This is a genomic window from Kitasatospora sp. Root107 (assembly GCF_001424875.1).
Lineage (GTDB): Bacteria > Actinomycetota > Actinomycetes > Streptomycetales > Streptomycetaceae > Kitasatospora.
Window position 1 is genome coordinate 129,227 of the sequence record NZ_LMCT01000001.1, and the last position, 24,467, is coordinate 153,693.

The 24,467-nt window shown below is 70.7% G+C and carries 18 protein-coding genes; 12 read left to right on the top strand and 6 right to left on the bottom strand.

The window, feature by feature from the left end; genetic code table 11:
- The first annotated feature begins 69 nt into the window (after window positions 1-69).
- On the top strand, window positions 70-1,227 hold the full coding sequence (gene xylA / locus ASC99_RS00560; protein WP_235502777.1) for a xylose isomerase: 1,158 nt from the start codon (window positions 70-72) through the stop codon (window positions 1,225-1,227).
- Between the two features lie 105 nt (window positions 1,228-1,332).
- Here xylA and ASC99_RS00565 read toward each other — a convergent pair whose 3' ends face one another.
- The 4 genes from ASC99_RS00565 to ASC99_RS00580 form a co-directional block, all read right to left on the bottom strand.
- Window positions 1,333-1,845: a GtrA family protein gene (locus tag ASC99_RS00565; protein WP_057226955.1), complete on the bottom strand. Its 513-nt coding sequence runs from the start codon at window positions 1,843-1,845 to the stop codon at window positions 1,333-1,335.
- 46 nt (window positions 1,846-1,891) lie between these two features.
- Window positions 1,892-3,325 carry a hypothetical protein gene (locus ASC99_RS00570; protein WP_057226957.1) on the bottom strand — a complete coding sequence of 478 codons (1,434 nt, stop codon included), beginning with the start codon at window positions 3,323-3,325 and terminating at the stop codon, window positions 1,892-1,894.
- Window positions 3,326-3,708: 383 nt separating this feature from the next.
- Window positions 3,709-6,102: an endopeptidase La gene (gene lon, locus ASC99_RS00575; protein ID WP_057226960.1), complete on the bottom strand. Its 2,394-nt coding sequence runs from the start codon at window positions 6,100-6,102 to the stop codon at window positions 3,709-3,711.
- Window positions 6,103-6,230: 128 nt separating this feature from the next.
- Window positions 6,231-6,869 carry a rhomboid-like protein gene (locus tag ASC99_RS00580; RefSeq protein WP_057226962.1) on the bottom strand — a complete coding sequence of 213 codons (639 nt, stop codon included), beginning with the start codon at window positions 6,867-6,869 and terminating at the stop codon, window positions 6,231-6,233.
- 540 nt (window positions 6,870-7,409) lie between these two features.
- On the opposite strand from ASC99_RS00580, the gene ASC99_RS00585 reads away from it, so the two are divergent.
- The 7 genes from ASC99_RS00585 (at window position 7,410) to ASC99_RS00615 (ending at window position 17,578) form a co-directional block, all read left to right on the top strand.
- On the top strand, window positions 7,410-8,147 hold the full coding sequence (locus ASC99_RS00585; protein WP_057227938.1) for a response regulator transcription factor: 738 nt from the start codon (window positions 7,410-7,412) through the stop codon (window positions 8,145-8,147).
- Between the two features lie 84 nt (window positions 8,148-8,231).
- Window positions 8,232-9,446, top strand: coding sequence for a cell wall metabolism sensor histidine kinase WalK (locus ASC99_RS00590; protein ID WP_082597974.1), 1,215 nt, complete (start codon window positions 8,232-8,234; stop codon window positions 9,444-9,446).
- Window positions 9,447-9,669: 223 nt separating this feature from the next.
- Window positions 9,670-13,419 (top strand): multifunctional oxoglutarate decarboxylase/oxoglutarate dehydrogenase thiamine pyrophosphate-binding subunit/dihydrolipoyllysine-residue succinyltransferase subunit, encoded by a 3,750-nt coding sequence (locus ASC99_RS00595; protein WP_057226964.1) that lies wholly within the window; start codon window positions 9,670-9,672, stop codon window positions 13,417-13,419.
- A gap of 291 nt (window positions 13,420-13,710) precedes the next feature.
- The gene (locus tag ASC99_RS00600; protein WP_057226965.1) at window positions 13,711-15,264 is read left to right on the top strand and encodes a serine/threonine-protein kinase; all 1,554 of its coding nucleotides are present in this window, start codon (window positions 13,711-13,713) and stop codon (window positions 15,262-15,264) included.
- A 53-nt stretch (window positions 15,265-15,317) separates the two neighbouring features.
- Window positions 15,318-15,497 (top strand): DUF6104 family protein, encoded by a 180-nt coding sequence (locus ASC99_RS00605; protein ID WP_057226968.1) that lies wholly within the window; start codon window positions 15,318-15,320, stop codon window positions 15,495-15,497.
- A gap of 136 nt (window positions 15,498-15,633) precedes the next feature.
- Window positions 15,634-16,542, top strand: a complete 909-nt coding sequence (locus tag ASC99_RS00610; protein WP_057226969.1) for a DUF4097 family beta strand repeat-containing protein — start codon at window positions 15,634-15,636, stop codon at window positions 16,540-16,542.
- A 1-nt stretch (window position 16,543) separates the two neighbouring features.
- Window positions 16,544-17,578 carry a PadR family transcriptional regulator gene (locus ASC99_RS00615; protein WP_057226971.1) on the top strand — a complete coding sequence of 345 codons (1,035 nt, stop codon included), beginning with the start codon at window positions 16,544-16,546 and terminating at the stop codon, window positions 17,576-17,578.
- A 49-nt stretch (window positions 17,579-17,627) separates the two neighbouring features.
- Here ASC99_RS00615 and ASC99_RS00620 read toward each other — a convergent pair whose 3' ends face one another.
- Window positions 17,628-18,590 carry a zinc-binding dehydrogenase gene (locus tag ASC99_RS00620; RefSeq protein WP_057226974.1) on the bottom strand — a complete coding sequence of 321 codons (963 nt, stop codon included), beginning with the start codon at window positions 18,588-18,590 and terminating at the stop codon, window positions 17,628-17,630.
- 105 nt (window positions 18,591-18,695) lie between these two features.
- Window positions 18,696-19,892: an NADP-dependent malic enzyme gene (locus tag ASC99_RS00625; protein WP_057227941.1), complete on the bottom strand. Its 1,197-nt coding sequence runs from the start codon at window positions 19,890-19,892 to the stop codon at window positions 18,696-18,698.
- A 660-nt stretch (window positions 19,893-20,552) separates the two neighbouring features.
- Between ASC99_RS00625 and ASC99_RS00630 the strand changes: the two genes are divergently transcribed.
- The 4 genes from ASC99_RS00630 to ASC99_RS00645 all read left to right on the top strand — a co-directional run bounded on the left by ASC99_RS00630 (window position 20,553) and on the right by ASC99_RS00645 (window position 24,467).
- Window positions 20,553-21,473, top strand: coding sequence for an ABC transporter substrate-binding protein (locus tag ASC99_RS00630; protein ID WP_057226976.1), 921 nt, complete (start codon window positions 20,553-20,555; stop codon window positions 21,471-21,473).
- A 261-nt stretch (window positions 21,474-21,734) separates the two neighbouring features.
- Window positions 21,735-22,664, top strand: a complete 930-nt coding sequence (locus ASC99_RS00635) for an ABC transporter substrate-binding protein (protein ID WP_057226978.1) — start codon at window positions 21,735-21,737, stop codon at window positions 22,662-22,664.
- A 34-nt stretch (window positions 22,665-22,698) separates the two neighbouring features.
- On the top strand, window positions 22,699-23,679 hold the full coding sequence (locus tag ASC99_RS00640; protein ID WP_057226980.1) for an amino acid ABC transporter permease: 981 nt from the start codon (window positions 22,699-22,701) through the stop codon (window positions 23,677-23,679).
- A 35-nt stretch (window positions 23,680-23,714) separates the two neighbouring features.
- The gene (locus ASC99_RS00645; RefSeq protein WP_057227943.1) at window positions 23,715-24,467 is read left to right on the top strand and encodes an amino acid ABC transporter ATP-binding protein; all 753 of its coding nucleotides are present in this window, start codon (window positions 23,715-23,717) and stop codon (window positions 24,465-24,467) included.

A 24,467-nucleotide genomic window follows, 5' to 3' on the forward strand; every position in this document is an offset into this window, starting at 1 on the left:
CCGGCGGCGCGCCCGGATACTAGTTTGTTTTCTGCCATGACGAATAGAGGAGAGGCCGCCTTGAGCACTCTGACCCCCACCCCCTCGGACAAGTTCACCTTCGGACTGTGGACCGTCGGCTGGCAGGGCCGCGACCCGTTCGGCGACGCCACCCGCCCGGCCCTGGACCCGGTGGAGACCGTCCACCGCCTGGCCGAACTGGGCGCGTACGGCGTGACCTTCCACGACGACGACCTGATCCCGTTCGGCGCGGCCGAGGGCGAGCGGGACACGGCGGTGAAGCGGTTCCGGCAGGCGCTGGACGCCACCGGGCTGAAGGTCCCGATGGCCACCACCAACCTGTTCTCGCACCCGGTCTTCAAGGACGGCGCCTTCACCGCCAACGACCGCGACGTGCGCCGGTACGCGCTGCGCAAGACCCTCCGCAACATCGACCTCGCGGCCGAGCTCGGCGCCACCACCTATGTCGCCTGGGGCGGCCGCGAGGGCTCCGAGCACGGCGCCGCCAAGGACGTCCGGGTCGCGCTGGACCGACTGAAGGAGGCGTTCGACCTGCTCGGCGAGTACGTCACCGAGCAGGGGTACGACATTCGGTTCGCGATCGAGCCCAAGCCGAACGAGCCGCGCGGCGACATCCTGCTGCCCACCATCGGCCATGCGCTGGCCTTCATCAACGAACTGCAGTACGCGGACCTCGTCGGCCTCAACCCCGAGGTCGGCCACGAGCAGATGGCCGGGCTCAACTTCCCCCACGGCATCGCCCAGGCGCTGTGGCACGGCAAGCTCTTCCACATCGACCTGAACGGCCAGTCCGGCATCAAGTACGACCAGGACCTCCGCTTCGGCGCGGGCGACCTGCGCCAGGCGTTCTGGCTGGTGGACCTGCTGGAGAGCGCGGGCTACGACGGCCCCCGGCACTTCGACTTCAAGCCGCCGCGCACCGAGGACTTCGACGGCGTCTGGGTCTCGGCCGCCGCCTGCATGCGCAACTACCTCGCGCTCAAGCAGAAGGCCCTGGCCTTCCGGGCCGACCCCGCCGTCCGGGCCGCCCTGACCGCATCCCGGCTGGACCAGCTGGCCCGGCCGACCGCCGAGGACGGCCTGGCCGGACTGCTCGCCGACCGGGCCGCCTTCGAGGACTTCGACCCGGCGGCGGCGGGCCGCCGGGGCATGGGCTTCGAGCTGCTCGACCAGCTCGCGCTGGACCACCTGATGGGGTCTGTCTGACCATTCGCGTCGGATCAGGCCGGGTCGTTCGGTGCGTGCGATCGGCGTGCGGCCGGGGCGCCCTCGTAGCGGAGCTACTTGGGCCCCGCGGCGGAGCCGCTGGTGTCACGGCGGCCGTGCGGCGAGCGTGCGTGCCGGGTCGGCCCGGTGGGTGAAGACCCACCGGTTCATCGCCCAGTACCGGAAGAGCATCGCCAGGAACGTCCCGACGATCATCCCGCTGAAGAAGTCGGCGGCCTCCTCGGCGAACGCGGTGACATGCGGCTCCCGCAGGTCCAGCAGGTAGCGGGAGACCACCAGCGGCGCATCGTTCACCAGCACGGCCAGCCCGCTGACCACCAGGTACAGCACCGCCTCACGCTGCCGCCCGTGCGCCCGGAACGACCACTGCCGGTTCAGCACGTACGAGACCGCCGTCGCCAGCACGGTCGCGACGGTCAGCGCGACCACCGGCTTCGCCGCGAAGACGGTGTGCCGCAACCCGAAGTTGAGGACCGTCGTGAGCAGGAAACACGTCCCGCCCACCAGCAGGAACTTCACCGGCCTGCGGTGCCGGACCAGGAACGGCCGAAGCCGATGCGGGACTCGGGACAGCACCCGTTGAGTAGGTGACGGCATTTCGGCAGTTTCGCACGGGTATTTCTGATTCGACGCCCGACAGACCCTAGCCCGCCGTGATCCGCAGCACGCCCGTCGTGGTGCCCTGCAGCACCACCCGGCCGGACGCGATGCTGCCCACCATCTGCAGCGTGTCGAAGATGAAGCCGGCCCCGAGATAGGCCGTCCGCACCGTCCGTCCGGTGGCCGGGTCGATCTCGGCGTACGAGTACGGGTCCACCGCCGAGGTGCTGTCGGTGCCCGGGATCACCGGGTTGCGCAGCACCGTCCGGAGCAACCCGTCCGCGGTGGACAGCCTCGGCACCGCGGCCGACCTGGTCCGGTTGTCCCACTTCAGGTCGCAGCCCGACCCGTCCGCCCTGACGTCCACCCGACTCAGCCCGCCCCGGTAGCTGTCCGAGGAGGGCACGCTCGGCCCCGCGTCCTCCGGCAGCTTCGGGTACGGGTAGCCGTAGGTACTGGCCACGAAGACCGCGTTGCCGACCGCCACCGGCGAGTTCTCGCTGCCGCTGCCGCCCGCCCTGAGCACCGGCACCGAGCAGACCCGCTCCCCGCTGCCGGTCCGGTAGACCAGCAGGTTCACCGTGGGCGCGGCGTTGTCCACCACCGTCAGGTAGTCGGTGCCGGTGCCGGGCCCGAAGAAGGTGGGGGTCGAGCCGGTCCCCCAGCTCAGCTGCCCCGGCTTCCGGCCCGGGCCCCGGTCGTACGGCTGACGCCAGCTCACCTGCGGTGTGCCGTCCGCTCCGGCGGTCAGCAGGTAGGTGGCGTGCGTGGTGGCGACGGCCGTCCCCGCCGGGGCGGTGGAGATCGAGTTGGCCACCCGCTCACCGGCCGGCAGCGCGAGCGTCCGGACCACGCCGGTCCGGTCGTCGGCGGTGCCGACCACCCCGGCACCGGTGGCGAACCAGACCCGGCCCTGCCAGTCGGGCGACAGCCCCGTGACGGCGTCCCCGTCCGGGACCGCCCCCGCGAGCGGCAGCCGGGAGTCGACGTACAGCTCCCAGCCGCCGGCGGCGGTACGCCGGTGCCCGATCCGCAGCAGCTCCCGGTTGCCGTCCACCGCGACCAGCCGGTCCCGGTGGTCCAGGTAGGCGTACACCCCGCCGAGCAACGAGCCCTTGGCCAGGGTCAGTTCGGCCACCGATTCACCGGTCGCCGGATCGAGCAGATGCACGGTCGGGGCCAGCCCGAAGATCTCCGTGCAGAGCGCGACCGGATAGCCGTCGGCCCCGACCAGCACGGTCGGGCAGGCGGAGGCCAACGCCGTCCGGTGCGAACGGATGCTGCCCACACCCGGCCCCGGCAGCGGGGTCGCGTCGGACGAACCGGTGTCCCCGTGCATGGTGGCCGTACCGACCGGGCCCGCGAACGGGTTGGCGGGCGGCAGCGGGGCGTACGAGTCGGCGGCATGCGCCGGGGTCAGGGCGGTCAGCAGGAGGGCAGCCGTGGAGAGCACGGCAGCGCGAGTGCGCAGGCGCATGGGAGTCCCGTCGGAGGAGTGTGGACACAGAGGTGCACTCCGCCCGGCAGGACGAGAAACAGCCCGGCAAACACCCGGGCAGGAGGCACCGCGCTCAACAGGCGCGGCAACAGATCGCCGAACACGCACGGGCCAGGTCGACATCAAGTCGACGGCTCAGGTGTGCGTGACGGGTCATGACCCCATGCTCCCGCCCTGACAGCCCGTCACACAACCACCGTCTCACGGTACGGAAGGCAGCTGCCCCAGGCTGCACCACCAGGGGCTCGGGGAACTGCGACGCCGACCTCGTACAAGGTCTCACCCACGTGCATGGTCAGGCACTTTCGCAGTGACCCGCACGCCAGATCTCGTCGCCGTTCCCCGAGCCCCTATGGGTGCGCCTACGCAGCCACCAGCACCTCCGCCGGCTCCAACGCCAGCCGCAGCACCTCCCGGACATCCGCCACCGGGTGCACCGTGAGCCGCGCCAGCACCTCCGCCGGCACATCGTCCAGGTCGGGTTCGTTGCGCTTGGGGATGATCACCGTGGTGACCCCGGCCCGGTCGGCCGCGAGCAGCTTCTGCTTCACGCCACCGATCGGCAGCACCCGCCCGGTCAGCGACACCTCACCCGTCATCGCGACATCCGTCCGCACCTTCCGGCCGGAGAGCAGCGAGGCCAGTGCGGTGGTCATGGTGATGCCCGCGCTCGGCCCGTCCTTGGGCACGGCCCCGGCCGGGACGTGCAGGTGGATGCCGCGCTCCCGCAGCCCGGTCACCGGCAGCTCCAACTCCGCGCCGCGCGACCGCAGGTAGGAGAGCGCGATGTGCGCCGACTCCTTCATCACGTCACCCAGCTGCCCGGTCAGCGTCAGCCCGGTGGAACCGGTCTCCGCGTCCGCCAGCGAGGCCTCGATGTAGAGCACGTCCCCGCCGGCACCGGTCACGGCCAGCCCCGTCGCCACGCCGGGCACCGCGGTGCGGCGCTCGCCGGGCTCCTGGGCCGACTCGGGGGTGTGGTGCGGGCGCCCGATCAGCGCGCGCAGCTCGTCCGGACCGATCGCGGCGGGCAGCTCGCGCTCCCCGAGTTCGCTCTGCGCCGCTACCTTCCGCAGCACCCGGGCGATCGACCGCTCCAGGTTCCGGACGCCGGCCTCCCGGGTGTACTCCCCCGCGAGCAGCCGCAGCGCGCTCTCCTCGACCGACACCTCACCCACCGTCAGCCCGGCCCGCTCCAGCTGACGCGGCAGCAGGTGGTCCCGGGCGATGACGACCTTCTCGTCCTCGGTGTAACCGTCCAGCCGGACCAGCTCCATCCGGTCGAGCAACGGCTCGGGGATGGACTCCAGCACGTTCGCCGTGGCGAGGAAGACCACGTCGGAGAGGTCGAGTTCGACCTCCAGGTAGTGGTCCCGGAAGGTGTGGTTCTGCGCCGGGTCGAGCACCTCGAGCAGGGCGGCCGCCGGGTCGCCCCGGTAGTCGGAGCCGACCTTGTCGATCTCGTCCAGCAGCACCACCGGGTTCATCGAACCGGCTTCCTTGATCGCCCGGACGATCCGCCCCGGGAGCGCCCCGACGTACGTGCGCCGGTGCCCACGGATCTCGGCCTCGTCCCGCACGCCGCCGAGCGCCACCCGGACGAACTCGCGCCCCATCGCCCGCGCCACCGACTCGCCGAGCGAGGTCTTGCCCACCCCGGGCGGGCCGACCAGCGCCAGCACCGCACCGCCACGACGGCCGCCCACCGACCCCAAGCCCTGGTCGGCCCGCCGCTTCCGGACCGCCAGGTACTCGACGATCCGGTCCTTCACGTCGCTCAGACCGGCATGGTCGGCGTCCAGCACCGCCCGCGCGCCCGCGATGTCGTACGCGTCCTCGGTCCGCTCGTTCCACGGCAGTTCGAGCACGGTGTCCAGCCAGGTGCGGATCCAGGAACCCTCGGGCGACTGGTCGGAGGACCGCTCCAGCTTGTCGACCTCCTTGAGCGCCGCCTCGCGGACCTTCTCGGGCAGCTCGGCCGCCTCGACCCGGGCCCGGTAGTCGCCCTCCTCGTCGGCCGGGTCGCCGTTCAGCTCGGCCAGCTCCTTGCGGACGGCGTCCAGCTGACGGCGCAGCAGGAACTCCTTCTGCTGCTTGGCCACGCCCTCCTCGACGTCCTTGCGGATGGTGTCGTTGACCTCCTCCTCGGCCAGGTGGTCGCGGAGCAGGGTGAGCGCGTACTCGAGCCGGGCCAGCTGGTCGGCCTCCAGCAGCACCTTGAGCTTCTGCTCGGCAGTGGCGAACGGGGCGTAGCCGATGTTGTCGGCGAGCTCGCCGACGCCCTCGATCTGGGCCACCCGGTCGACGATCTGCCAGGCGCCGCGCTTGCGCAGCCACTGGGTGGAGAGCGCCTTGTACTCCTTCACCAGCTCGGCGGCCCGCCCGGCCACCGGCAGCCCGGGGTCGGACTCCCGGAACGGGCTGGTCTCCACCCAGAGCGCCGCGCCGGGGCCGGTCGTCCCGGCGCCGATCCGCACCCGGCGGACCGCCCGGACCAGCGCGGCCGGGTCGCCGTCGGCCAGCCGGCCGACCTGTTCGACGGTGGCCAGCGTGCCGACGGCGGCGTACGAGCCGTCCAGCCTCGGCACCAGCAGGACCTGGGGCTTGGCCCCGCCGCCGACACCGGACCTGGCCGCCTCGACGGCGGCTCGCACCTCGGTGTCCGACAGGTCCAGCGGGACCACCATGCCGGGCAGGACCACCTCGTCGTCGAGCGGCAGCACGGGCAGAGTGAGCGGTGTGGACGTCGATGCCATGATCTCTCCCCAGTCAGTGAAGTTGAGTCGACCTGACTAAGGATTGGCGGAGGCCGATTGTTCCCCGGGCCCTGTTCGCTCTGAGCGATCGCCGCCGAGGCCACCCCAGCCAGGGCCCTGACCTGCGATCAGACCCGCGACGGGACCAGCCGCTCGGCCAGGCGCCGCACCGGCAGACCCCCGCCGGAGCCCCCGCGCAGCCAGTGGCCGACGGCCACCCCGACCAGCAGCGCGGACGGGTGGCCGACCCGGCTGACGAGCTCGGACTCGGAGAGGAACTGATAGCCCGTCATCGCGACCGCACCGGCCAGCAACACCGGGCGCCCACGCCCGGGGAGCACCGCCGCCAGCGCGCCCAAACTGGCCAGCACTCCGTAGCTGACACCGATGTCGACGCTGTCCAGCGCCTCGGGGGCGAGCCGGCCGGTGGAGACCTCGAGGCCGACCGCCGCCTGCGAGAGCAGGGTGGCCAGCACGTGCCCGGCGGCCAGTACGCCGATCGTGCGCCGGGCGCCGATCCGGCGCTCCAACGGCGCGACGGTGAGGGCGAAGGCCCAGAAGTACGGCATCCAGATCGGCCCGGCCACCCAGAGCCCGCTCAGCACCAGCGCCTGGACGGGATGGTCCAGCAGGTTGTGACCGTCCGAGCTGGAGAACGCCTGCAGGCGGTCGACCAAGTCGGCATCCCCGAAGCGCGCGAACAGCGTGGTGGCCAGCAGCACGGCGAGGTAGCCGAGTGCGAGGGGGTTGCGGCGGGGCGTGGGCACGAATCTCCGCAACCGCGAACGGAGATCTGCCATTCCACCCACCACCTGATCCATGCCACCATGTGACTTGTCGTGCTCACGGTACTTCGCAGTCCTGGGAGCCCGCTGTGAATCCTCTGTGAACTTGGTTCGAACCAGCACACCCGTTGGTCCGGACCATCCCTTTGTTTACGGACAAGTAGCCGTTGTGCTGAGGAGTCTGCCATCCCTTCGACGGCATACGCACCGTTACGGGCGATATTTTCGCCGGGTAAGGTATCGCCCCGTGCCTCACCCCGGCAGGGTCGGCACCGGCCCACCGGCCGGTTGTGACCGGTTCACCTGCCGGGTTGCTCGCGGTGTCCGTACGCTGCGAACAGAGCCGAGCGGTACACGGACCACACCCGTGTGCCCCTTCGGAACCCGAGACCTCGGCGGACGGTCCGGGTGACCTCGACGGGCCTGACACAGGTCCGTCACGACGGAAACAAGACGACTACGAGCGGACCCCGCTGTCCCCACAGGCAGCCGGGCCGCAGCCCTGGGGGCGGTGGCGTGACCGTGACTGACATTCAGCAAGAGACCATCAACAGCAGCACTGCGGTGAGCACTCAGCGACGAGTGCTCGTCGTCGAGGACGAACCCACCATCGCGGAGTCCATCGCGGCCCGGCTCGGTGCCGAGGGATTCAAGGTGGCGGTGGCGCACGACGGCCCCGGCGCGGTCGACGGCTTCCACACCTGGCAGCCCGACCTGGTGGTGCTGGACGTGATGCTGCCCGGCTTCGACGGCCTGGAGGTCTGCCGTCGGATCCAGGCCCAGCGCCCGGTGCCGGTACTGATGCTGACGGCCCGGGACGACGAGACCGACCTGCTGGTCGGCCTCGGGGTCGGTGCCGACGACTACATGACCAAGCCGTTCTCGATGCGCGAGCTCGCGGCGAGAGTGAACGTGCTGCTGCGCCGGGTCGAGCGGGCCCAACAGGCCGCCCGTACGCCGGCTCTGGGCAGCCTGCGGTTCGGCGAGCTGGAGATCGACCACGTCCAGCGCCGGGTCCGGATCGGCAGTGGTGACGTCCACCTGACGCCGACCGAGTTCGACCTGCTGGCCTGCCTGGCCGCCCAGCCGCGTGCGGTGCTCACCCGCGAGCAGCTGCTCGCCGAGGTCTGGGACTGGACCGACGCGTCCGGCACCCGCACGGTGGACAGCCACGTGAAGGCGCTGCGCCGGAAGATCGGCGCCAGCTGGATCCGCACCGTCCACGGCGTCGGGTACGCCCTGGAAGCACCGCTCTCCTAGTCGAGTACGAAGCCGGGCCTCCGGGGGGCCCACGCTTCGTCAGCTCGGCCGGCGAGTCTCGCGGGGGGACGACGCAGAGGCGACATGACCTTTCCACAGCAACGCAACGGCGCACCGCGCGGTACCGGCGATCCGGCCCGCCGCGGCCTTCTGAGCCGGGCCGGCAGTCGGCTCTGGGCCGACATCAGACCGCTGGACCCGGTCCGGTCGATCAAGGGCAAGCTGACCCTGCTGGTGATCGTCTCGGTCTTCCTGGCCAGCCTGATGGTGGTGGTCGCGATCCGGTCCGAGACCCAGATCCGGATCATCATGATCTTCTCGATGATCGCCTCCCTGCTCTTCATGCAGTTCCTCGCCCACGGCCTGACCGCGCCACTGCGCGACATGACCGCCGCGGCCAGGGCGATGGCCGAGGGCGACTACAGCAGCCGGGTCGACGTCAACTCCCGCGACGAGATCGGCGAGCTGGCCGCCACCTTCAACAAGATGGCCGGCGACCTGGAGGCCGCCGACCGCCACCGCAGAGAGCTGATCGCCAACGTCTCGCACGAACTGCGGACGCCGATCGCCGCCCTGCGCGCCGTCCTGGAGAACGTCGTGGACGGCGTGGTCCAGCCCGACCCGAGAACCCTCGGCGCCGCGCTGGAGCAGACCGAGCGGCTCGGCCGCCTGGTCAGCCACCTGCTCGACCTGTCCAAGCTGGACGACGGCGTGGTGCCGCTGGACGCCCGCCTCTTCGAGGTCAGGCCGTTCCTGGACGGCGTGCTGCGCGGTCTCACCGTGGACGGCGCGACGGCCGGCGGCGCGTACGGGCGCCGGGAGGACGTACGACTGGCCCTGGAGGTCCGCCCGCCCGCACTGGCCGCCGTGGCCGACCCGGAGCGGCTGCACCAGGTGGTGGCCAACCTGGTCGACAACGCCTGCAAGCACTCCCCCACCGGTGGCACGGTGACCGTCCGGGCGACGGCCGGCGAGGGGCCGGGCGCCCTGCTGCTGGAGGTGGAGGACGAGGGCCCCGGCATCCCCGAGCAGGACCGCGGGCGGGTCTTCGAGCGGTTCGGCCGCAGCGGCACCGCCACCGCGCTGGGCCCGGGCAGCGACGGCGGCACCGGTCTCGGCCTGGCCATCGCCCGCTGGGCGGTCGATCTGCACGGCGGCCGGATCGGGGTGGCCGAGACCGCCAGGGGCTGCCGGATCGTGGTCGCGCTGCCCGGCGGGGTACCGTCCGAGCAGGAGTTGTCACCGAACTGGGACATTCCCGCGGCGGGGACTCCAGCAGATCCGGCGCGCCTGCACTGACCTGCGGTAATGTCCTTACTTGAGGGGATTTTCACCGTTCTGGGAGGCGATCGCTTCCCCGCCGTTGGAACTTTCTAACGCACAGTTTCGGCCAAATTACGGGTCTGCATGTGATCTGGGCGACGCCTGGCCCAGGGGGACTGCGCGATCAGTGATCGTAGGCGTAGCCTTAATCCCCGCTGTCCACCATCCAAAAAGGAAGCGGAAGAGGGCGGTTTGCCCCGTGTCGCCACACCCTGAAACCCCCGTCAGCTCGGCAAGCTCCACTGGCTTCGGCCCCAACGAGTGGCTCGTCGACGAGATCTACCAGCAGTACCTCCAGGACCCGAACTCGGTTGACCGAGCCTGGTGGGACTTTTTCGCCGACTACAAGCCCGGTACCGAGGTGACTCCAGTGACCCAGGCCGCGACCCAGGTCGGCCCCACGCCGACCGCCGTTGCCGCCCCTGCCCCTGCTGCTGTTCAGGCGGCGCCCGCCCCCGCTGCACCGGCTGCTGCCCCCGTGGCCGCGCCGGTCGCCGCGCCGGCGCCCGCGCCACTGGCCGCAGCTCCGGCCGCGCCGCCCGCGCCGAAGGCGGCCCCGGCCGCTGCCGCGCCGGCCGCAGGGTCGGGCCCTGAGCTGATCCCGCTGCGCGGCCCCTCCAAGGCCGTGGCCACCAACATGGACGCCTCCCTGGAGGTCCCGACGGCGACGTCGGTGCGTGCCGTGCCGGCCAAGCTGTTGATCGACAACCGCATCGTCATCAACAACCACCTGCAGCGCGCCCGTGGCGGCAAGGTCTCCTTCACCCACCTGATCGGTTACGCCCTGGTCCAGGCCATCAAGGCCAGCCCGGGCATGAACTACAGCTACAAGGTGGAGGACGGCAAGTCCTACCTGGTCAAGCCCGCGCACGTGAACCTCGGCCTGGCCATCGACCTGGTGAAGCCGAACGGCGACCGCCAGCTGGTCGTCGCGGCCATCAAGAAGGCCGAGACGCTCGACTTCCTCGGCTTCTGGATGGCCTACGAGGACATCGTCCGCCGGGCCCGTGCCAACAAGCTGACGATGGACGACTTCACCGGCGTCACCGTCTCGCTGACCAACCCGGGCGGCATCGGCACCGTGCACTCCGTGCCGCGCCTGATGCAGAACCAGGGCACCATCGTCGGCGTCGGCGCGATGGAGTACCCGGCCGAGTTCCAGGGCTCGTCCCCGGACACCCTGGCCAAGCTGGGCATCTCCAAGATCATGACCCTGACCTCGACCTATGACCACCGGGTCATCCAGGGCGCGGCCTCGGGCGAGTTCCTGCGCACCATCCACCAGCTGCTGCTCGGTGAGCACAACTTCTACGACGACGTCTTCGAGTCGCTCCGGATCCCGTACGAGCCGGTCCGCTGGGCCACCGACGTCGCCACCACCCACGACGACGAGGTCAACAAGACCGCGCGCGTCATGGAGCTGATCCACTCCTACCGGGTCCGCGGTCACCTGATGGCCGACACCGACCCGCTGGAGTACAAGCAGCGCAAGCACCCCGACCTGGACGTGGTCCAGCACGGGCTGACGCTGTGGGACCTGGAGCGCGAGTTCGCGGTCGGCGGCTTCGGCGGCCAGAAGATGATGAAGCTCCGCGACATCCTCGGCCTGCTGCGCAACTCGTACTGCCGCACCGTCGGCATCGAGTACATGCACATCCAGGACCCGAAGCAGCGCAAGTGGATCCAGGAGCGCCTGGAGAAGCCGTACGCGAAGCCGGAGCGCGAGGAGCAGCTGCGCATCCTGCGCCGGCTGAACTCGGCCGAGGCCTTCGAGACCTTCCTGCAGACCAAGTACGTCGGCCAGAAGCGCTTCTCGCTGGAGGGCGGCGAGTCGCTCATCCCGCTGCTGGACGCGACCATCGACGCGGCGGCCGAGCACCGTCTCGACGAGGCCGTGATCGGCATGGCCCACCGCGGCCGGCTGAACGTGCTGGCGAACATCGTCGGCAAGCCGTACGGCAAGATCTTCGGCGAGTTCGAGGGCAACCTCGACCCGAAGTCGATGCACGGCTCCGGCGACGTGAAGTACCACCTGGGCTCCGAGGGGACCTTCACCGGTCTGGACGGGGAGACCATCAAGGTCTCGCTGGCCGCCAACCCCTCGCACCTGGAGGCCGTCGACCCGGTGGTCGAGGGCATCGTCCGCGCCAAGCAGGACGTGCTGGACCAGGGCGGCACCACCTTCCCGGTGCTGCCGATCCAGATCCACGGTGACGCGGCCTTCGCCGGCCAGGGCGTCGTCGCGGAGACCCTGAACATGTCGCAGCTGCGCGGCTACCGCACCGGTGGCACCATCCACCTGGTGGTCAACAACCAGGTCGGCTTCACCGCCGCCCCGGCCAGCAGCCGCTCGTCGATGTACTGCACCGACGTGGCGCGGATGATCGAGGCGCCGATCTTCCACGTGAACGGCGACGACCCGGAGGCCGTGGTCCGCGTCGCGCGGCTGGCCTTCGAGTTCCGTCAGGAGTTCCACAAGGACGTCGTGATCGACCTCATCTGCTACCGCCGTCGCGGTCACAACGAGGCCGACAACCCGTCGTTCACCCAGCCGCTGATGTACGACCTGATCGACAAGAAGCGCTCGGTGCGCAAGCTCTACACCGAGGGTCTGATCGGTCGCGGCGACATCACCATGGAAGAGGCGGAGCAGGCGCTCCAGGACTTCCAGGGTCAGCTGGAGAAGGTGTTCTCCGAGGTCAGGGACGCCGCCTCGGCGCAGGCCCCGACCTCGGGCGGCAAGCCGCAGGCGGACTTCCCGGTCAACATCCAGACCGGCATCTCCGCCGAGATGGTCAAGCGGATCGCCGCCTCGCAGAGCAACCTGCCGGAGTGGCTGACGGTGCACCCGCGCCTGCTGCCGCAGCTGCAGCGCCGCACTGCCTCGGTCGAGGACAACACCATCGACTGGGCGATGGGCGAGACGCTCGCCATCGGCTCGCTGCTGATGGAGGGTCACCCCGTCCGCCTGGCCGGCCAGGACAGCCGTCGTGGCACCTTCGGCCAGCGCCACGCGGTGCTGATCGACCGGGTCACCGGCGAGGACTACACCCCGCTGCTGTACCTGACCGAGGACCAGGCCCGTTACACCGTCTACGACTCGCTGCTCAGCGAGTACGCGGCGATGGGCTTCGAGTATGGCTACTCGCTGACCCGCCCGAACGCGCTGGTCATGTGGGAGGCGCAGTTCGGCGACTTCGTCAACGGCGCGCAGACCATGGTGGACGAGTACATCGCCTCCGCCGAGCAGAAGTGGGGCCAGCACTCCGGCGTCACCCTGCTGCTGCCGCACGGCTACGAGGGCCAGGGCCCGGACCACTCGTCCGCGCGTCCGGAGCGTTTCCTGCAGATGTGCGCGCAGGACAACATGACGGTCGCGATGCCGACCCTGCCGTCGAACTACTTCCACCTGCTGCGCTGGCAGGCGCACAACCCGCACCACAAGCCGCTGATCGTCTTCACCCCGAAGTCGATGCTGCGTCTGAAGGCGGCGGCGAGTGCGGCGGCGGAGTTCACCTCCGGCTCGTTCCGCCCGGTCATCGGTGACACCACCGTCGACCCGGCGAACGTCCGCAAGGTGGTCATCACCGCGGGCAAGTTCTACTACGACGTCGAGGCGGCCCGTACCGAGCGCGGGGTCACCGACACCGCGATCGTCCGGGTCGAGCGGCTCTACCCGCTGCCGGTGGCCGAGCTCCAGGAGGAGCTGGCCAAGTACGGCGAGGACGTCCAGTTCGTCTGGGCGCAGGAGGAGCCGGCCAACCAGGGTGCCTGGCCGTTCATCGCGATGAACCTGGTGGACCACCTCCAGGTCGTCGTGGGCCGCAGCGCCAACGCCGCCCGACTGCGTCGGGTCGCCCGGAACGCCTCGTCCGCCCCGGCGGTCGGTTCGGCCAAGCGGCACGCTGCCGAGCAGCAGGGCCTGCTGGACGAGATCTTCACCATCTGACGCTCCGTCGGTGGCCATGGGCCCCGTTCTCCGCTTCGGCGGCGGGCGGGGCCCATGGTCGTTTCCGGGGCCTCTCTTCCGGGTCACGTCGGATAGTGGGCGCCGTTGGAGTGCGTGCCTCGGCGGCGCCGAGGAGGGAGTCCATGCGGAGCATCGGCGACCGACGAGAAGCCGTCGAGGTGCGTGCCCCGGCGGCGACCGCCCGGCGTGATCCGGAAGAGAGGCCCTAAGTCGCCTGCCGCTGCCGTATGTTCGTGACACTGCTGAGCGATTCTTCGGGGGAGCCTTCGCATGACCACGGATTCGGTGTTCCAGCCGCTCTCCGCGGACGACCCGCGCGAGGTCGGCGGGTACCGGCTGGCGGCCCGGCTCGGCGCCGGCGGGATGGGGCGGGTCTACCTGTCGTACACGCCGGGCGGGCGGCCGGTGGCGGTGAAGGTGGTCCGGCGGAAGTTCGCCGCCGACCCGGAGTTCCGCCGCCGGTTCCGGCACGAGGTGGCCAACGCCCGGCGGATCCACGGCCTGTACACCGCGCTGGTGATCGACGCCGGGCCGGACGACCCGACCCCCTGGCTGGCCACCGCGTACGTGCCGGGGCCCTCGCTCCAGCAGGTGGTGCGGGAGCACGGACCGCTGCCGCTGCGCACCGTGCTGCTGCTGATCGGCGGGATCGCCGAGGCGCTGCAGGCGATCCACGGCGTCGAGGTGGTGCACCGGGACCTCAAGCCGGCCAATGTGCTGATGGCCTCGGACGGGCCCCGGGTGATCGACTTCGGGATCGCCAGGGCCGCCGACTCCACCGTGCTGACCGACTCCGGGTCGATGATCGGCTCGCCGCCGTTCATGGCCCCGGAACAGGTCCGCGGCCTGCCGGTGACCCCCGCCACCGACGTCTTCGCGCTGGGCGCACTGGCGGCGTACGTGCTGAGCGGCGCACTGCCGTTCGGCGAGGGGCCTGACACCGCGGTGCTCTACCGGGTGGTGCACGAGGAGCCCGAGCTCGGCCAACTGCCGGAGAGCCTGCGGCCGTTGCTGGCCGCCTGCCTGGCCAAGCGGCCGGAGAACCGGCCGCTCCCGGCCGAGCTGATCCGGGCCGCTCGCGAACACCCGCTGGTGGGCGGCGAGTTGAGGTTCACCGAGCACTGGCTGCCGGATCCGGTGACGCTGGAGATCGCCCGCCGGTCCGCGCTGCTGAAGCCCCCGCCGCCGACCACCCCACCCCGGCCGCAGGCCCCGCCGGCCGCACCCGCCCCAACGCCGACCGCTCCGGCCACGGCGCCCGCCGCCGCCCCGCCCCGGCCCGTCGCACCACCGCCGCCCGGGTACGGGCCGCCACCGTCGCCGCCGGCCACCCCGCCGGCTGCCCGGCGGTGGAGCCGCCCGCTGCTGGCAGGCGGGCTGGCACTGGCCGCCGTCGTCACCGCCGGCGTGGCACTCTGGCCGGAGTCGGAGGACGACGGCCCGTACGCCGCGGTCTACCTCGACCGGGAGCTGACCATCCCGGCCGCCGCCGAGTACGACTTCGATCTGGACGACGGCAAGGTGGTGCCGAGCGGCGAGTCGTCCTGGAACGTCACCACCCTGGGCCCCGAGTTCCGGGTGCGCGGCGACTCGGACGTCTTCGTGGGCAAGGACGGGGGCCGGCTGAGCCCGCTTGCCTGCGCCCTCGGGGTGGAGAGCGAACCCGCCTCCGGCTCGGTCAAGTTCGACCAGGTGCCGCCCGGGCGGTCGTTCTGCGTACGGTCCCGGGGCACCGGTTCGGTGGCGGTGCTGCGGGTGGTGAAGCTGGGCGACAGCGACGGCCGGGCGACCTGCTCGCTGAGCTACTACCGCTACCAGGGCTGACCGCCGCCCCGACTATCCTGGGCCGGTCACACCCCAACCGACCGGAGCACACCGTGTACTTCACCGACCGCGGCATCGAGGAGCTGGCGAGCCGGCGCGGCGACGAGGAGGTCACCTTCGAGTGGCTGGCCGAGCGCCTGCGCGAGTTCGTCGACCTGAACCCGGACTTCGAGATCCCGGTCGAGCGGCTGGCCACCTGGCTGGCCCGGCTCGACGACGAGGACGAGGACTGAGCTCAGCCCTCGGCTTTCCCTGAGACGACCCTGAGGTTCCCCCGAGGGCACCTTGACTTCGCCGTCACGCGATATATCGTGTTGTTCAGGGGGACGCGATACATCGCGATCCGACGAACGGGAGGCGGGACAGATCATGGGCAAGTGGACGGTCAGCGAGCCTGACAGCATCACCTTCGACGAGCCGGTCGGCACCCTGAACGTGCGGGTGATCGCGGGTGCGGTCAACGTCGTCACCGCCGAGGGGCCGGCCCGGCTGGAGATCAGCGAGCTCAAGGGCGACCCGCTCCAGGTCACCCTGGAGAACGGCGTCCTGACCGTGACCTACCCGGACCTCGCCTGGAGCGAACTCACCGACTCCATCAAGTCCTTGGAGACCGTGAAGAGCTTCTTCAGCGGGCTGCGCCGCAAGCGCGAGGCGGTGGCCGAGGTCTCGCTGACCGTGCCGGCCGGCTCCGAGGTCAAGATCGGCTCGGCCTCCGCCGACACCACCGTCTCCGGCGTCACCGGCCAGGTCACGGTGTACGGCGCGAGCGGCGAGACCACCCTGGTCGGCCTGACCGGCCGCACCGAGGTGAAGACCGTGTCCGGCGACGTGAACGCCCAGTCGGTGGCCGGGGAGCTCCGGGTCAACACGGTCTCCGGCCACCTCACCGTGGTCGCCGGTACGGGCGACAAGCTGGTCGCCAAGTCGGTCAGCGGCTCGGTCACCCTCGATGTGGACACCGCCACGCCCACCGACCTGCACGTGAACACGGTCAGCGGCCCGGTCGCCGTCCGGCTGCCCTCGCAGGCCGACGCCAAGGTCGAGCTGGGCAGCACCGGCGGCGAGCTCTCCAGCACCTTCGAGGAGTTGACGGTCAGCGGCGGCTGGGGCACCAGGAAGCTCTCCGGCCAGCTGGGCTCCGGCACCGGCCGGCTCCAGGTCTCCACCGTCTCCGGTGCGGTGACCGTGCAGCGCCGCCCGGAGGCCGAGGCCGAGCGGATCGACCTGGTCAAGGAGCTTCCGGCCGCCCCCACCGACACCACCACCCAGGAGAGCTGACATGACCCCCGTCTTCGGCCACGGCCGACTCCGCCTGTACCTGCTCAAGCTGCTGGACGAGTCCCCCCGGCACGGCTACGAGGTGATCCGCCTGCTGGAGGAGCGCTTCCAGGGCCTGTACGCCCCCTCGGCCGGCACCGTGTACCCGCGGCTGGCCAAGCTGGAGCAGGAGGGCCTGGTCGCACACAGCACCGAGGGCGGGCGCAAGGTCTACCGGCTCACCGACGCCGGCCGTACGGAACTCGCGTCCCGACAGAGCGAGTTGGCCGAGCTGGAGGTGGAGATCCGGGAGTCGCTGGCGCAGCTCGCCGGCGCGATCCGGGAGGACGTCCGGGACAGCGCCAAGGACCTGCGGGCCGAGCTCTGGGGCGCCGCCAAGGAGGCGCCGCGCCCCGCGGGCGGCAGCGGCGGCGACCCGTGGGCCGGGCCGTGGGGCGACAAGGAGTCCTGGCAGCGCGCCAAGGACGAGTTCACCCAGTTCAAGGCGCAGGCCAAGGAGCAGGCCAAGCGGGCCAAGGAGCAGGAGCGGGCGGCCAAGCAGAAGGCCAAGACCGCCGAGGACGAGGCCCGCCGGCTGCGGGCGGAGGCCAAGGCCTCCCGGACGGCCGCCCAGCAGGAGGCCCTGCGGATCAAGCGCCGGATCGAGCAGCAGGTCAAGGACGCCGCGGCCGGCGGCGACTGGTCCGCCGGACTCGCCGAGGGCATCTCCGAGCTCACCCGCTCGCTGGCGGGCCTGGCCGACGCCGCGAAGTGGGGCCATGCGCCCGACGCCCCGGCCGAGGAGATCACCCTCGACCGGATCGACATCGACCTCGAGAAGATCGACCTGGACCAGCCCCCGGCCGACCTCCCGGCCTGGGCCGCCGTCGACCCCGACGCCGACCCGGCCCGCGAGCTGGAGCGTCTGCTCGACCGCCTCCGCGACCAGGTCCGCGACACCGCCCGGGACACCGGCGTGACGCCCGCTCAACTCGGCTCCGCCCAGCAGGTGCTGGCCGCGGCGGCCGAGCAGCTCCGCCGCGCGCTGAGCCGCTAGCCGGACGGAGGGGTCGGTACCCGAACCGGGTACCGACCCCTCCGACGTGTCAGGGCGTCAGGACCAGCTTGCCGAAGACGTCCCCCTTGGCGAGCCGGGCGAACGCGTCCCTGGCCTCGGTGAGCGGCAGCACGGTGTCGACCACCGGGCGGACGCCGGAGTTGGCGCAGAGGGCCAACAGCGCGGCCAGTTCGTCCTTGGTCCCCATCGTGGAGCCCTGGACGTTGAGTTCGAGGAAGAAGATCCGGTTCAGCTCGGCGGCCTTCGGGCTCGGGCCCGAGGTGGCCCCGGAGATCACGATGGTGCCGCCGGGCCGCAGTGCCTTGACCGAGTGGGACCAGGTGGCGGCGCCGACCGTCTCCATCACCGCGTCGACCCGCTCGGGCAGCCTGGCGCCGCTCTCGAAGGCGGCGTCGGCGCCGAGTTCGAGAGCCCGGGCCCGCTTGGCCTCGTCCCGGCCGGTGACCCAGACCCGCAGACCGGCCGCCTTGCCGAGGACGATCAGCGCGGTGGCCACCCCACCGCCGGCCCCCTGGATCAGTACGGTCTGGCCGGGCCGGGCGGCCGCCTTGGTGAACAGCATCCGATAGGCCGTCAGCCACGCGGTGGGCAGGCAGGCTGCCTCGGCGAACGAGAGCTCGGCGGGCTTGGGCAGCAGGTTCCAGGTCGGGACGGCGACCCGCTCGGCGAACGTCCCCTGGTAGCGCTCGGTCAGGATCGACCGCGGCTCGTCCGGGCCGACCCCGTGCCCGCTCTGGCCGATCACCGAGTGGATGACCACCTCGTTGCCGTGCTCGTCGACCCCGGCCGCGTCGCAACCGAGGATCATCGGCAGCCGCTCGGCGGGCAGCCCCACCCCGCGCAGCGACCACAGGTCATGGTGGTTGAGCGTGGCGGCCTTCACCGTCACCACACTCCACCCCGGCCTGTCCTCCGGCTCGGGCAGCTCGCCCAACTCCAGTGCACTGAGCGGATCATCGGCGTCGATACGGGCTGCGTAGGCGGCGAACATGCCCCGGACGATAGCGGTGAACGCCCACCGACCGGAACGGGACACGGGTGTGACGGCGGTAACCAACCCACCGTCACACCCGTGGCCCGAACGGTCCTCGAAGCGCTACAGCCGGGCAACGCCCTCACGGCGGGCAGCCTCCGCGACCGCCTTGGTGACCGCCGGCGCGACCCGCTCGTCGAACGGCGAGGGGATCACCTTCTGCGGCGTCAGCTCGTCGGCGACCACCGCGGCCAGCGCCTTCGCGGCAGCCAGCTTCATGCCCTCGGTGATCCGGGTGGCCCGGACCTGAAGGGCACCGGCGAAGATCCCCGGGAAGGCCAGCACGTTGTTGATCTGGTTCGGGAAGTCGGAGCGCCCGGTGGCGACGACCGCGGCGTAGCGGTGCGCGACCTCGGGGTGGATCTCCGGGGTGGGGTTGGCCATCGCGAAGATGAAGCAGCCCTCCGCCATGGTGGCGACGACGTCCTCGGGGACGGTACCGCCGGAGACGCCGATGAAGACGTCCGCCCCGGCCAGAGCGTCGGCCAGCGAGCCCTTCTGCCCGGTCCTGTTGGTGACGGCGGCGATCTCCGCCTTGACGTCGGTCAGGTCGCCCCGGCCCTCGTACACCACGCCGCGACGGTCGCAGACGGCCACGTCGCCGATGCCGGCCGCGACCAGCATCTTGGCGATCGCGATGCCGGCCGCACCGGCGCCGGAGATGACCGCGCGGAACTCGCCGATCTCCCGGCCGGTCACCTTGGCGGCATTCCACAGCGCGGCCGTGGAGACGATCGCGGTGCCGTGCTGGTCGTCGTGGAAGATCGGGATGTCCAGGGCCTCCTGGAGCCGGCGCTCGATCTCGAAGCAGCGCGGGGCGGAGATGTCCTCCAGGTTGACGCCACCGAAGGAGGGCGCCATCCGGACCACGGTCTCGACGATCTCGTCCACCCCGGTGCAGGCCAGCGCGATCGGCACCGCGTCCACGCCGCCGAACTGCTTGAACAGGATCGCCTTGCCCTCCATGACGGGCAGCGAGGCCTCCGGGCCGATGTCGCCGAGTCCGAGCACCGCGGTGCCGTCGGTGACGACCGCGACCACGTTGGACTTCCAGGTGTAGTCGTTCACCAGCTCGGGCTGCTCGGCGATGGCCGTACAGACCTTGGCGACACCGGGGGTGTAGGCGAGGGACAGGTCGTCCGCATCGCGCACCGGCACGGTCGCCCGGATCTCCATCTTGCCGCCGCGGTGGAGCGCGAAAACGGCGTCGACCGGGTCGTCTGTGTCTTGTGTGCTGGTGTGGATGATCTCCGCTGCCACGATGACCTCTTCGTCATGATCAGCGAGGGCGGGACCGACGGACATCCGACCCGCTCGGGGATACCGAAAATCCCGGGACCGCCGAAGGCGGACCCGGAACGGGGTCGGGGCACTGCCGTCGGGCAACGCCCTCGTATGAGGGTTTTTGGGTGTCTCTGCGCTGTGCTTCCGGTCTGCCGAGGCTCGTCCGGTCGGTACCGGATCTTGAGCCTAGGTCGGACTCAGGCATCGCACCTATGCCTTCTTGTCCTTTTAACGCGCATGTCACTCGCCGGTAGGGGCAGTTGACGACCCCTGAATTTCGGAAGTTCCGGGGGTCCTGCACCGACAACGGCAGACATGCACGCACACCCGCAGGAGTGAACACCAGACACGGAGGGGAGTTGGCGCCTCGAATCCGGAGTCGGCGTCTTGACTTCCGGTTCTGCGCGCCCCAGGCCTGTCGCGACCTGGCGGTCTGAGTTCTGATCGGGGGTCACCCGATACCCGATTCTGACATACCCGAGACCCGATTCGGCAGGGCGGATGGCAGGATCCCAGTTCCGGCCACCGACCAGGACCGTCCGCGCACCACGTGAGCGCGACCCCTCCGGTCCGTCGCAGACCCGCGCTCGGCTCGGTGGCCCGGGCACCACCCTCTCCCACAGGAGGAGCTCCACCATGCAGCGAACCACCCTCATACCTCGTCAGATCGGCCGCTGCGGAGCGGCCGTGGCGGCGGGGGCCCTGCTGCTCACCGCGTGCGGCGGCAAGCCGGAGCAGAAGCACTCCACCGATGACCTGAGCACGCTGGTCCCGGCCGGGGTGAAGGCCGCCGGTGTGCTCCGAATCGGCTCCGACCTGAACTACGCACCGGTCGAGTTCAAGGGACCCGACCAGCAGGCGGTCGGCCTCGACCCGGAGATCGCCGAGGCGGTCGGCCGGGAGCTCGGTCTGCGGGTCGAGTTCATCGACACCGCCTTCGACAAGCTGATCCCCGGCCTGCACGCGAAGCAGTACGACGTGGTGATGTCCGCGATGAGCGACAACCGTCAGCGCCGCGAGGGCACCGACGACGCGGACGGCCCGGCCGGGCCCGGCCTGGACTTCGCCGACTACTTCATCGCCGGGACCTCGATCCTGGTGCGCAAGGGCAACCCGAAGGCGATCGCCGGCCTGGACGACCTGTGCGGGCACACCGTCGCCCTGCAGCGCGGCACCACCCAGGCGACCGTGATCGACCGGCAGACCGTCGCCTGCACCAAGGCCGGCAAGCCGCTCAAGGTGAAGCTCTTCGAGAACGACGACCTGGCCCTCGCCGAGCTGGCCGCCGGCCGGGCGGACGCCGACCTGAACGACTACCCGGTGGCCGCCTACGTGGCGCAGCAGCGGGACGGCGGCAAGACCTTCCAGATCGCCGGCGCCCAACTGCAGCCCGGCCCGTACGGGATCGCGCTGACCAAGGAGAGCACCGCCCTGCGGGACGTCCTGCTGAAGGCGCTCAACCGGATCATCCGCAGCGGCGAGTACGACAAGATCCTGGCGAAGTGGAACGTCACGGACGGCGCCGTGCAGAACGCGGTCGCCAACGGCGGGTTCTGACCGCCTACGGCCCTCTGGTCTGCATACTTATACGCGGAGTGACAGGGGAACGGAATTAGTCCGGATAGCGGACACTCCGGCCCCTCGTTATCCGATTTTGATCTGAATAGTGACCCGATCCCTGACCCCTGATGGCAGGATTCCCACCAACTCGGATCGCTTCAGCCCACCTCGGCGGAGGGTGGCGACAAGCCCCGGCACCCGTACGCCGCCCCCGCGGCGCGCTCCGCCCAGCCTCTCCCACAGGAGGAGACTCCCCCCATGACCGTCCGTAACCCGCGTACCCGCCTCTTCGCCGCCGGTGCCGTCCTCGCGACCGGTTCGCTGCTGCTCACCGCCTGCGGCAGCAGCACCAGCTCCTCGCCGAGCGGCGCCGCGACCCCGAGTGCATCCGTCAAGGCCGTCACCGCCGACGCCTCGCTGGCCGCGCTCGTCCCGGCCGACGTGAAGTCCTCCGGCAAGCTGGTGGTCGGGGCCGACGCCTCCTACGCGCCGAACGAGTTCAAGGACGACAAGGGCAACATCGTCGGCATGGACGTCGACCTGGCCAACGCCATCGCGCAGAAGCTCGGCCTGACCGCCGACGTCCAGAACTCCCCGTTCACCGCGATCATCCCGGGCATCACCGCGAAGAAGTTCCAGCTCGGCATGAGCTCCTTCACGGACACCAAGGAGCGCGAGCAGACCGTCGACATGGTCACCTACTTCACCGCGGGCACCTCGTCCGCCGTGAAGAAGGGCAACCCGGAGAAGGTCAGCGCCGACGACCTGTGCGGCAAGAAGATCGCCGTGCAGACCGGCACCACCCAGGCCGACGCGATCAAGGACGTCATCAACCCGGCCTGCGCCAAGGCCGGCAAGCCCGCCGTCCCGAACGACGGCGACAAGTTCGACCTGCAGACCGACGTGACCACCGCGCTGGTCTCCGGCCGCGACCAGGTCATGATGGCCGACTCGCCGGTCATCGACTACGCGATCAAGCAGACCAACGGCCAGCTGGAGAAGCTCGGCGGCACCACCGACAGCGCGCCGTACGGCGTCGTGGTGGCAAAGGGTTCCGAGCTGACCAAGGCCGTGCAGGGCGCGATCCAGGCGCTGATCGCGGACGGTACCTACAAGGCGATCCTGACGAAGTGGGGCGTCGAGGCCGGTGCGATCGACAAGGCCGTGACCAACGGCGCCACCAGCTGACCTGTCGTCTGACCTCACCCACCGAAGGTCCCCTGTGAATTCTCCCGACCAAGGGGTGGTGGAGCAGCCGGCCCGGCCCGAGAACATCAAGGCCGTGCCGGTCCGCCACCCCGGACGCTGGGCCGGAGCAGTCGTCATCGCGGTACTGCTGGCGATGCTGCTCCACGCCCTGTTCTACAACAAGGCATTCCAATGGGATGTCGTCGGCAAGTACCTCTTCGACTCCAGCATCACGCACGGCCTGGTCGTGACGCTGGAGCTGACCGCGCTCTCGATGGTGATGGGCCTGGTCGGCGGGGTGCTGCTGGCCGTCATGCGGCTCTCGCCCAACCCGCTGCTCTCCGGCACCGCATGGCTCTACATCTGGATCTTCCGGGGCACCCCGGTCCTGGTCCAGCTGGTGTTCTGGAACTTCCTCGGCGCGCTCTGGCCGACGCTGTCGATCGGCATCCCGTTCGGCCCGGAGTTCTGGTCCGAGTCGACCAACACGCTGATCCCGGTCTTCACCGCGGCCCTGCTCGGGCTCGGCCTGAACGAGGCCGCCTACATGGCGGAGATCGTCCGCGGCGGCATCCAGTCGGTGGACGAGGGCCAGTCCGAGGCCTCGCACGCGCTGGGTATGAGCCGGTTCACCACCATGCGCCGGATCGTGCTGCCGCAGGCGATGCGGGTGATCATCCCGCCGACCGGCAACGAGACCATCTCGATGCTCAAGACCACCTCGCTGGTCTCGGTGATCGCGCTGGAGGAGCTCTTCCGGGCCGGCCAGAACATCTACTCGCGGACCTTCGAGACCATCCCGCTGCTGATCACCGTCAGCCTCTGGTACCTCTTCCTGACCTCGGTGCTGACCATCGGTCAGTACTACGTCGAGCGGTACTACGCGCGGGGCAGCAACCGGGCCCTGCCGCCGACCCCGATCCAGCGGATCAGGGCACTGTTCCAGGGTCGGCACACCCCGCCGGCCCCGCCGGTGGTCAACCCCGGGGTGCACGGCGGAGGTAACTTCTCATGACCGAGCTGACCAAGCAGGACCGGCCCGGCCACCCGATGGTCAAGGCCGAGGGCGTCCGGAAGTCGTACGGGCAGGTCGAGGTGCTCAAGGGCATCGACCTGGAGGTCAGGCAGGGCGAGGTGTTCTGCCTGATCGGTCCGTCCGGCTCGGGCAAGTCCACCTTCCTGCGCTGCATCAACCACCTGGAGAAGATCAACGGTGGCTTCCTGTCGGTGGACGGCGAACTCGTCGGCTACCGCCAGAAGGGCGACCGGCTCTACGAGCTGAAGGACCGTGAGGTCGCGGTCAAGCGCCAGGACATCGGCATGGTGTTCCAGCGCTTCAACCTCTTCCCGCACATGACCGCGCTGCAGAACATCGTCGAGGCGCCGGTCCAGGTCAAGGGCGAGAGCCGGGCCGAGGCCAAGCAGCGCGGTATGGCCCTGCTGGAGCGGGTGGGGCTGGCCGACAAGGCCGACAGCTACCCCTCGCAGCTCTCCGGCGGCCAGCAGCAGCGGGTGGCGATCGCCCGGGCGCTCGCCATGAAGCCCAAGCTGATGCTCTTCGACGAGCCCACCTCGGCACTCGACCCGGAGCTGGTCGGTGACGTCCTCGACGTCATGCGCGACCTGGCCCGGGAGGGCATGACGATGATCGTGGTCACCCACGAGATGGGCTTCGCCCGCGAGGTCGGTGACGCGCTGGTCTTCATGGACGGCGGCGTGGTGGTCGAGTCCGGCCACCCGCGCGAGGTGCTCACCAACCCGCAGCACGAGCGGACCAGGGCCTTCCTCTCCAAGGTGCTCTGA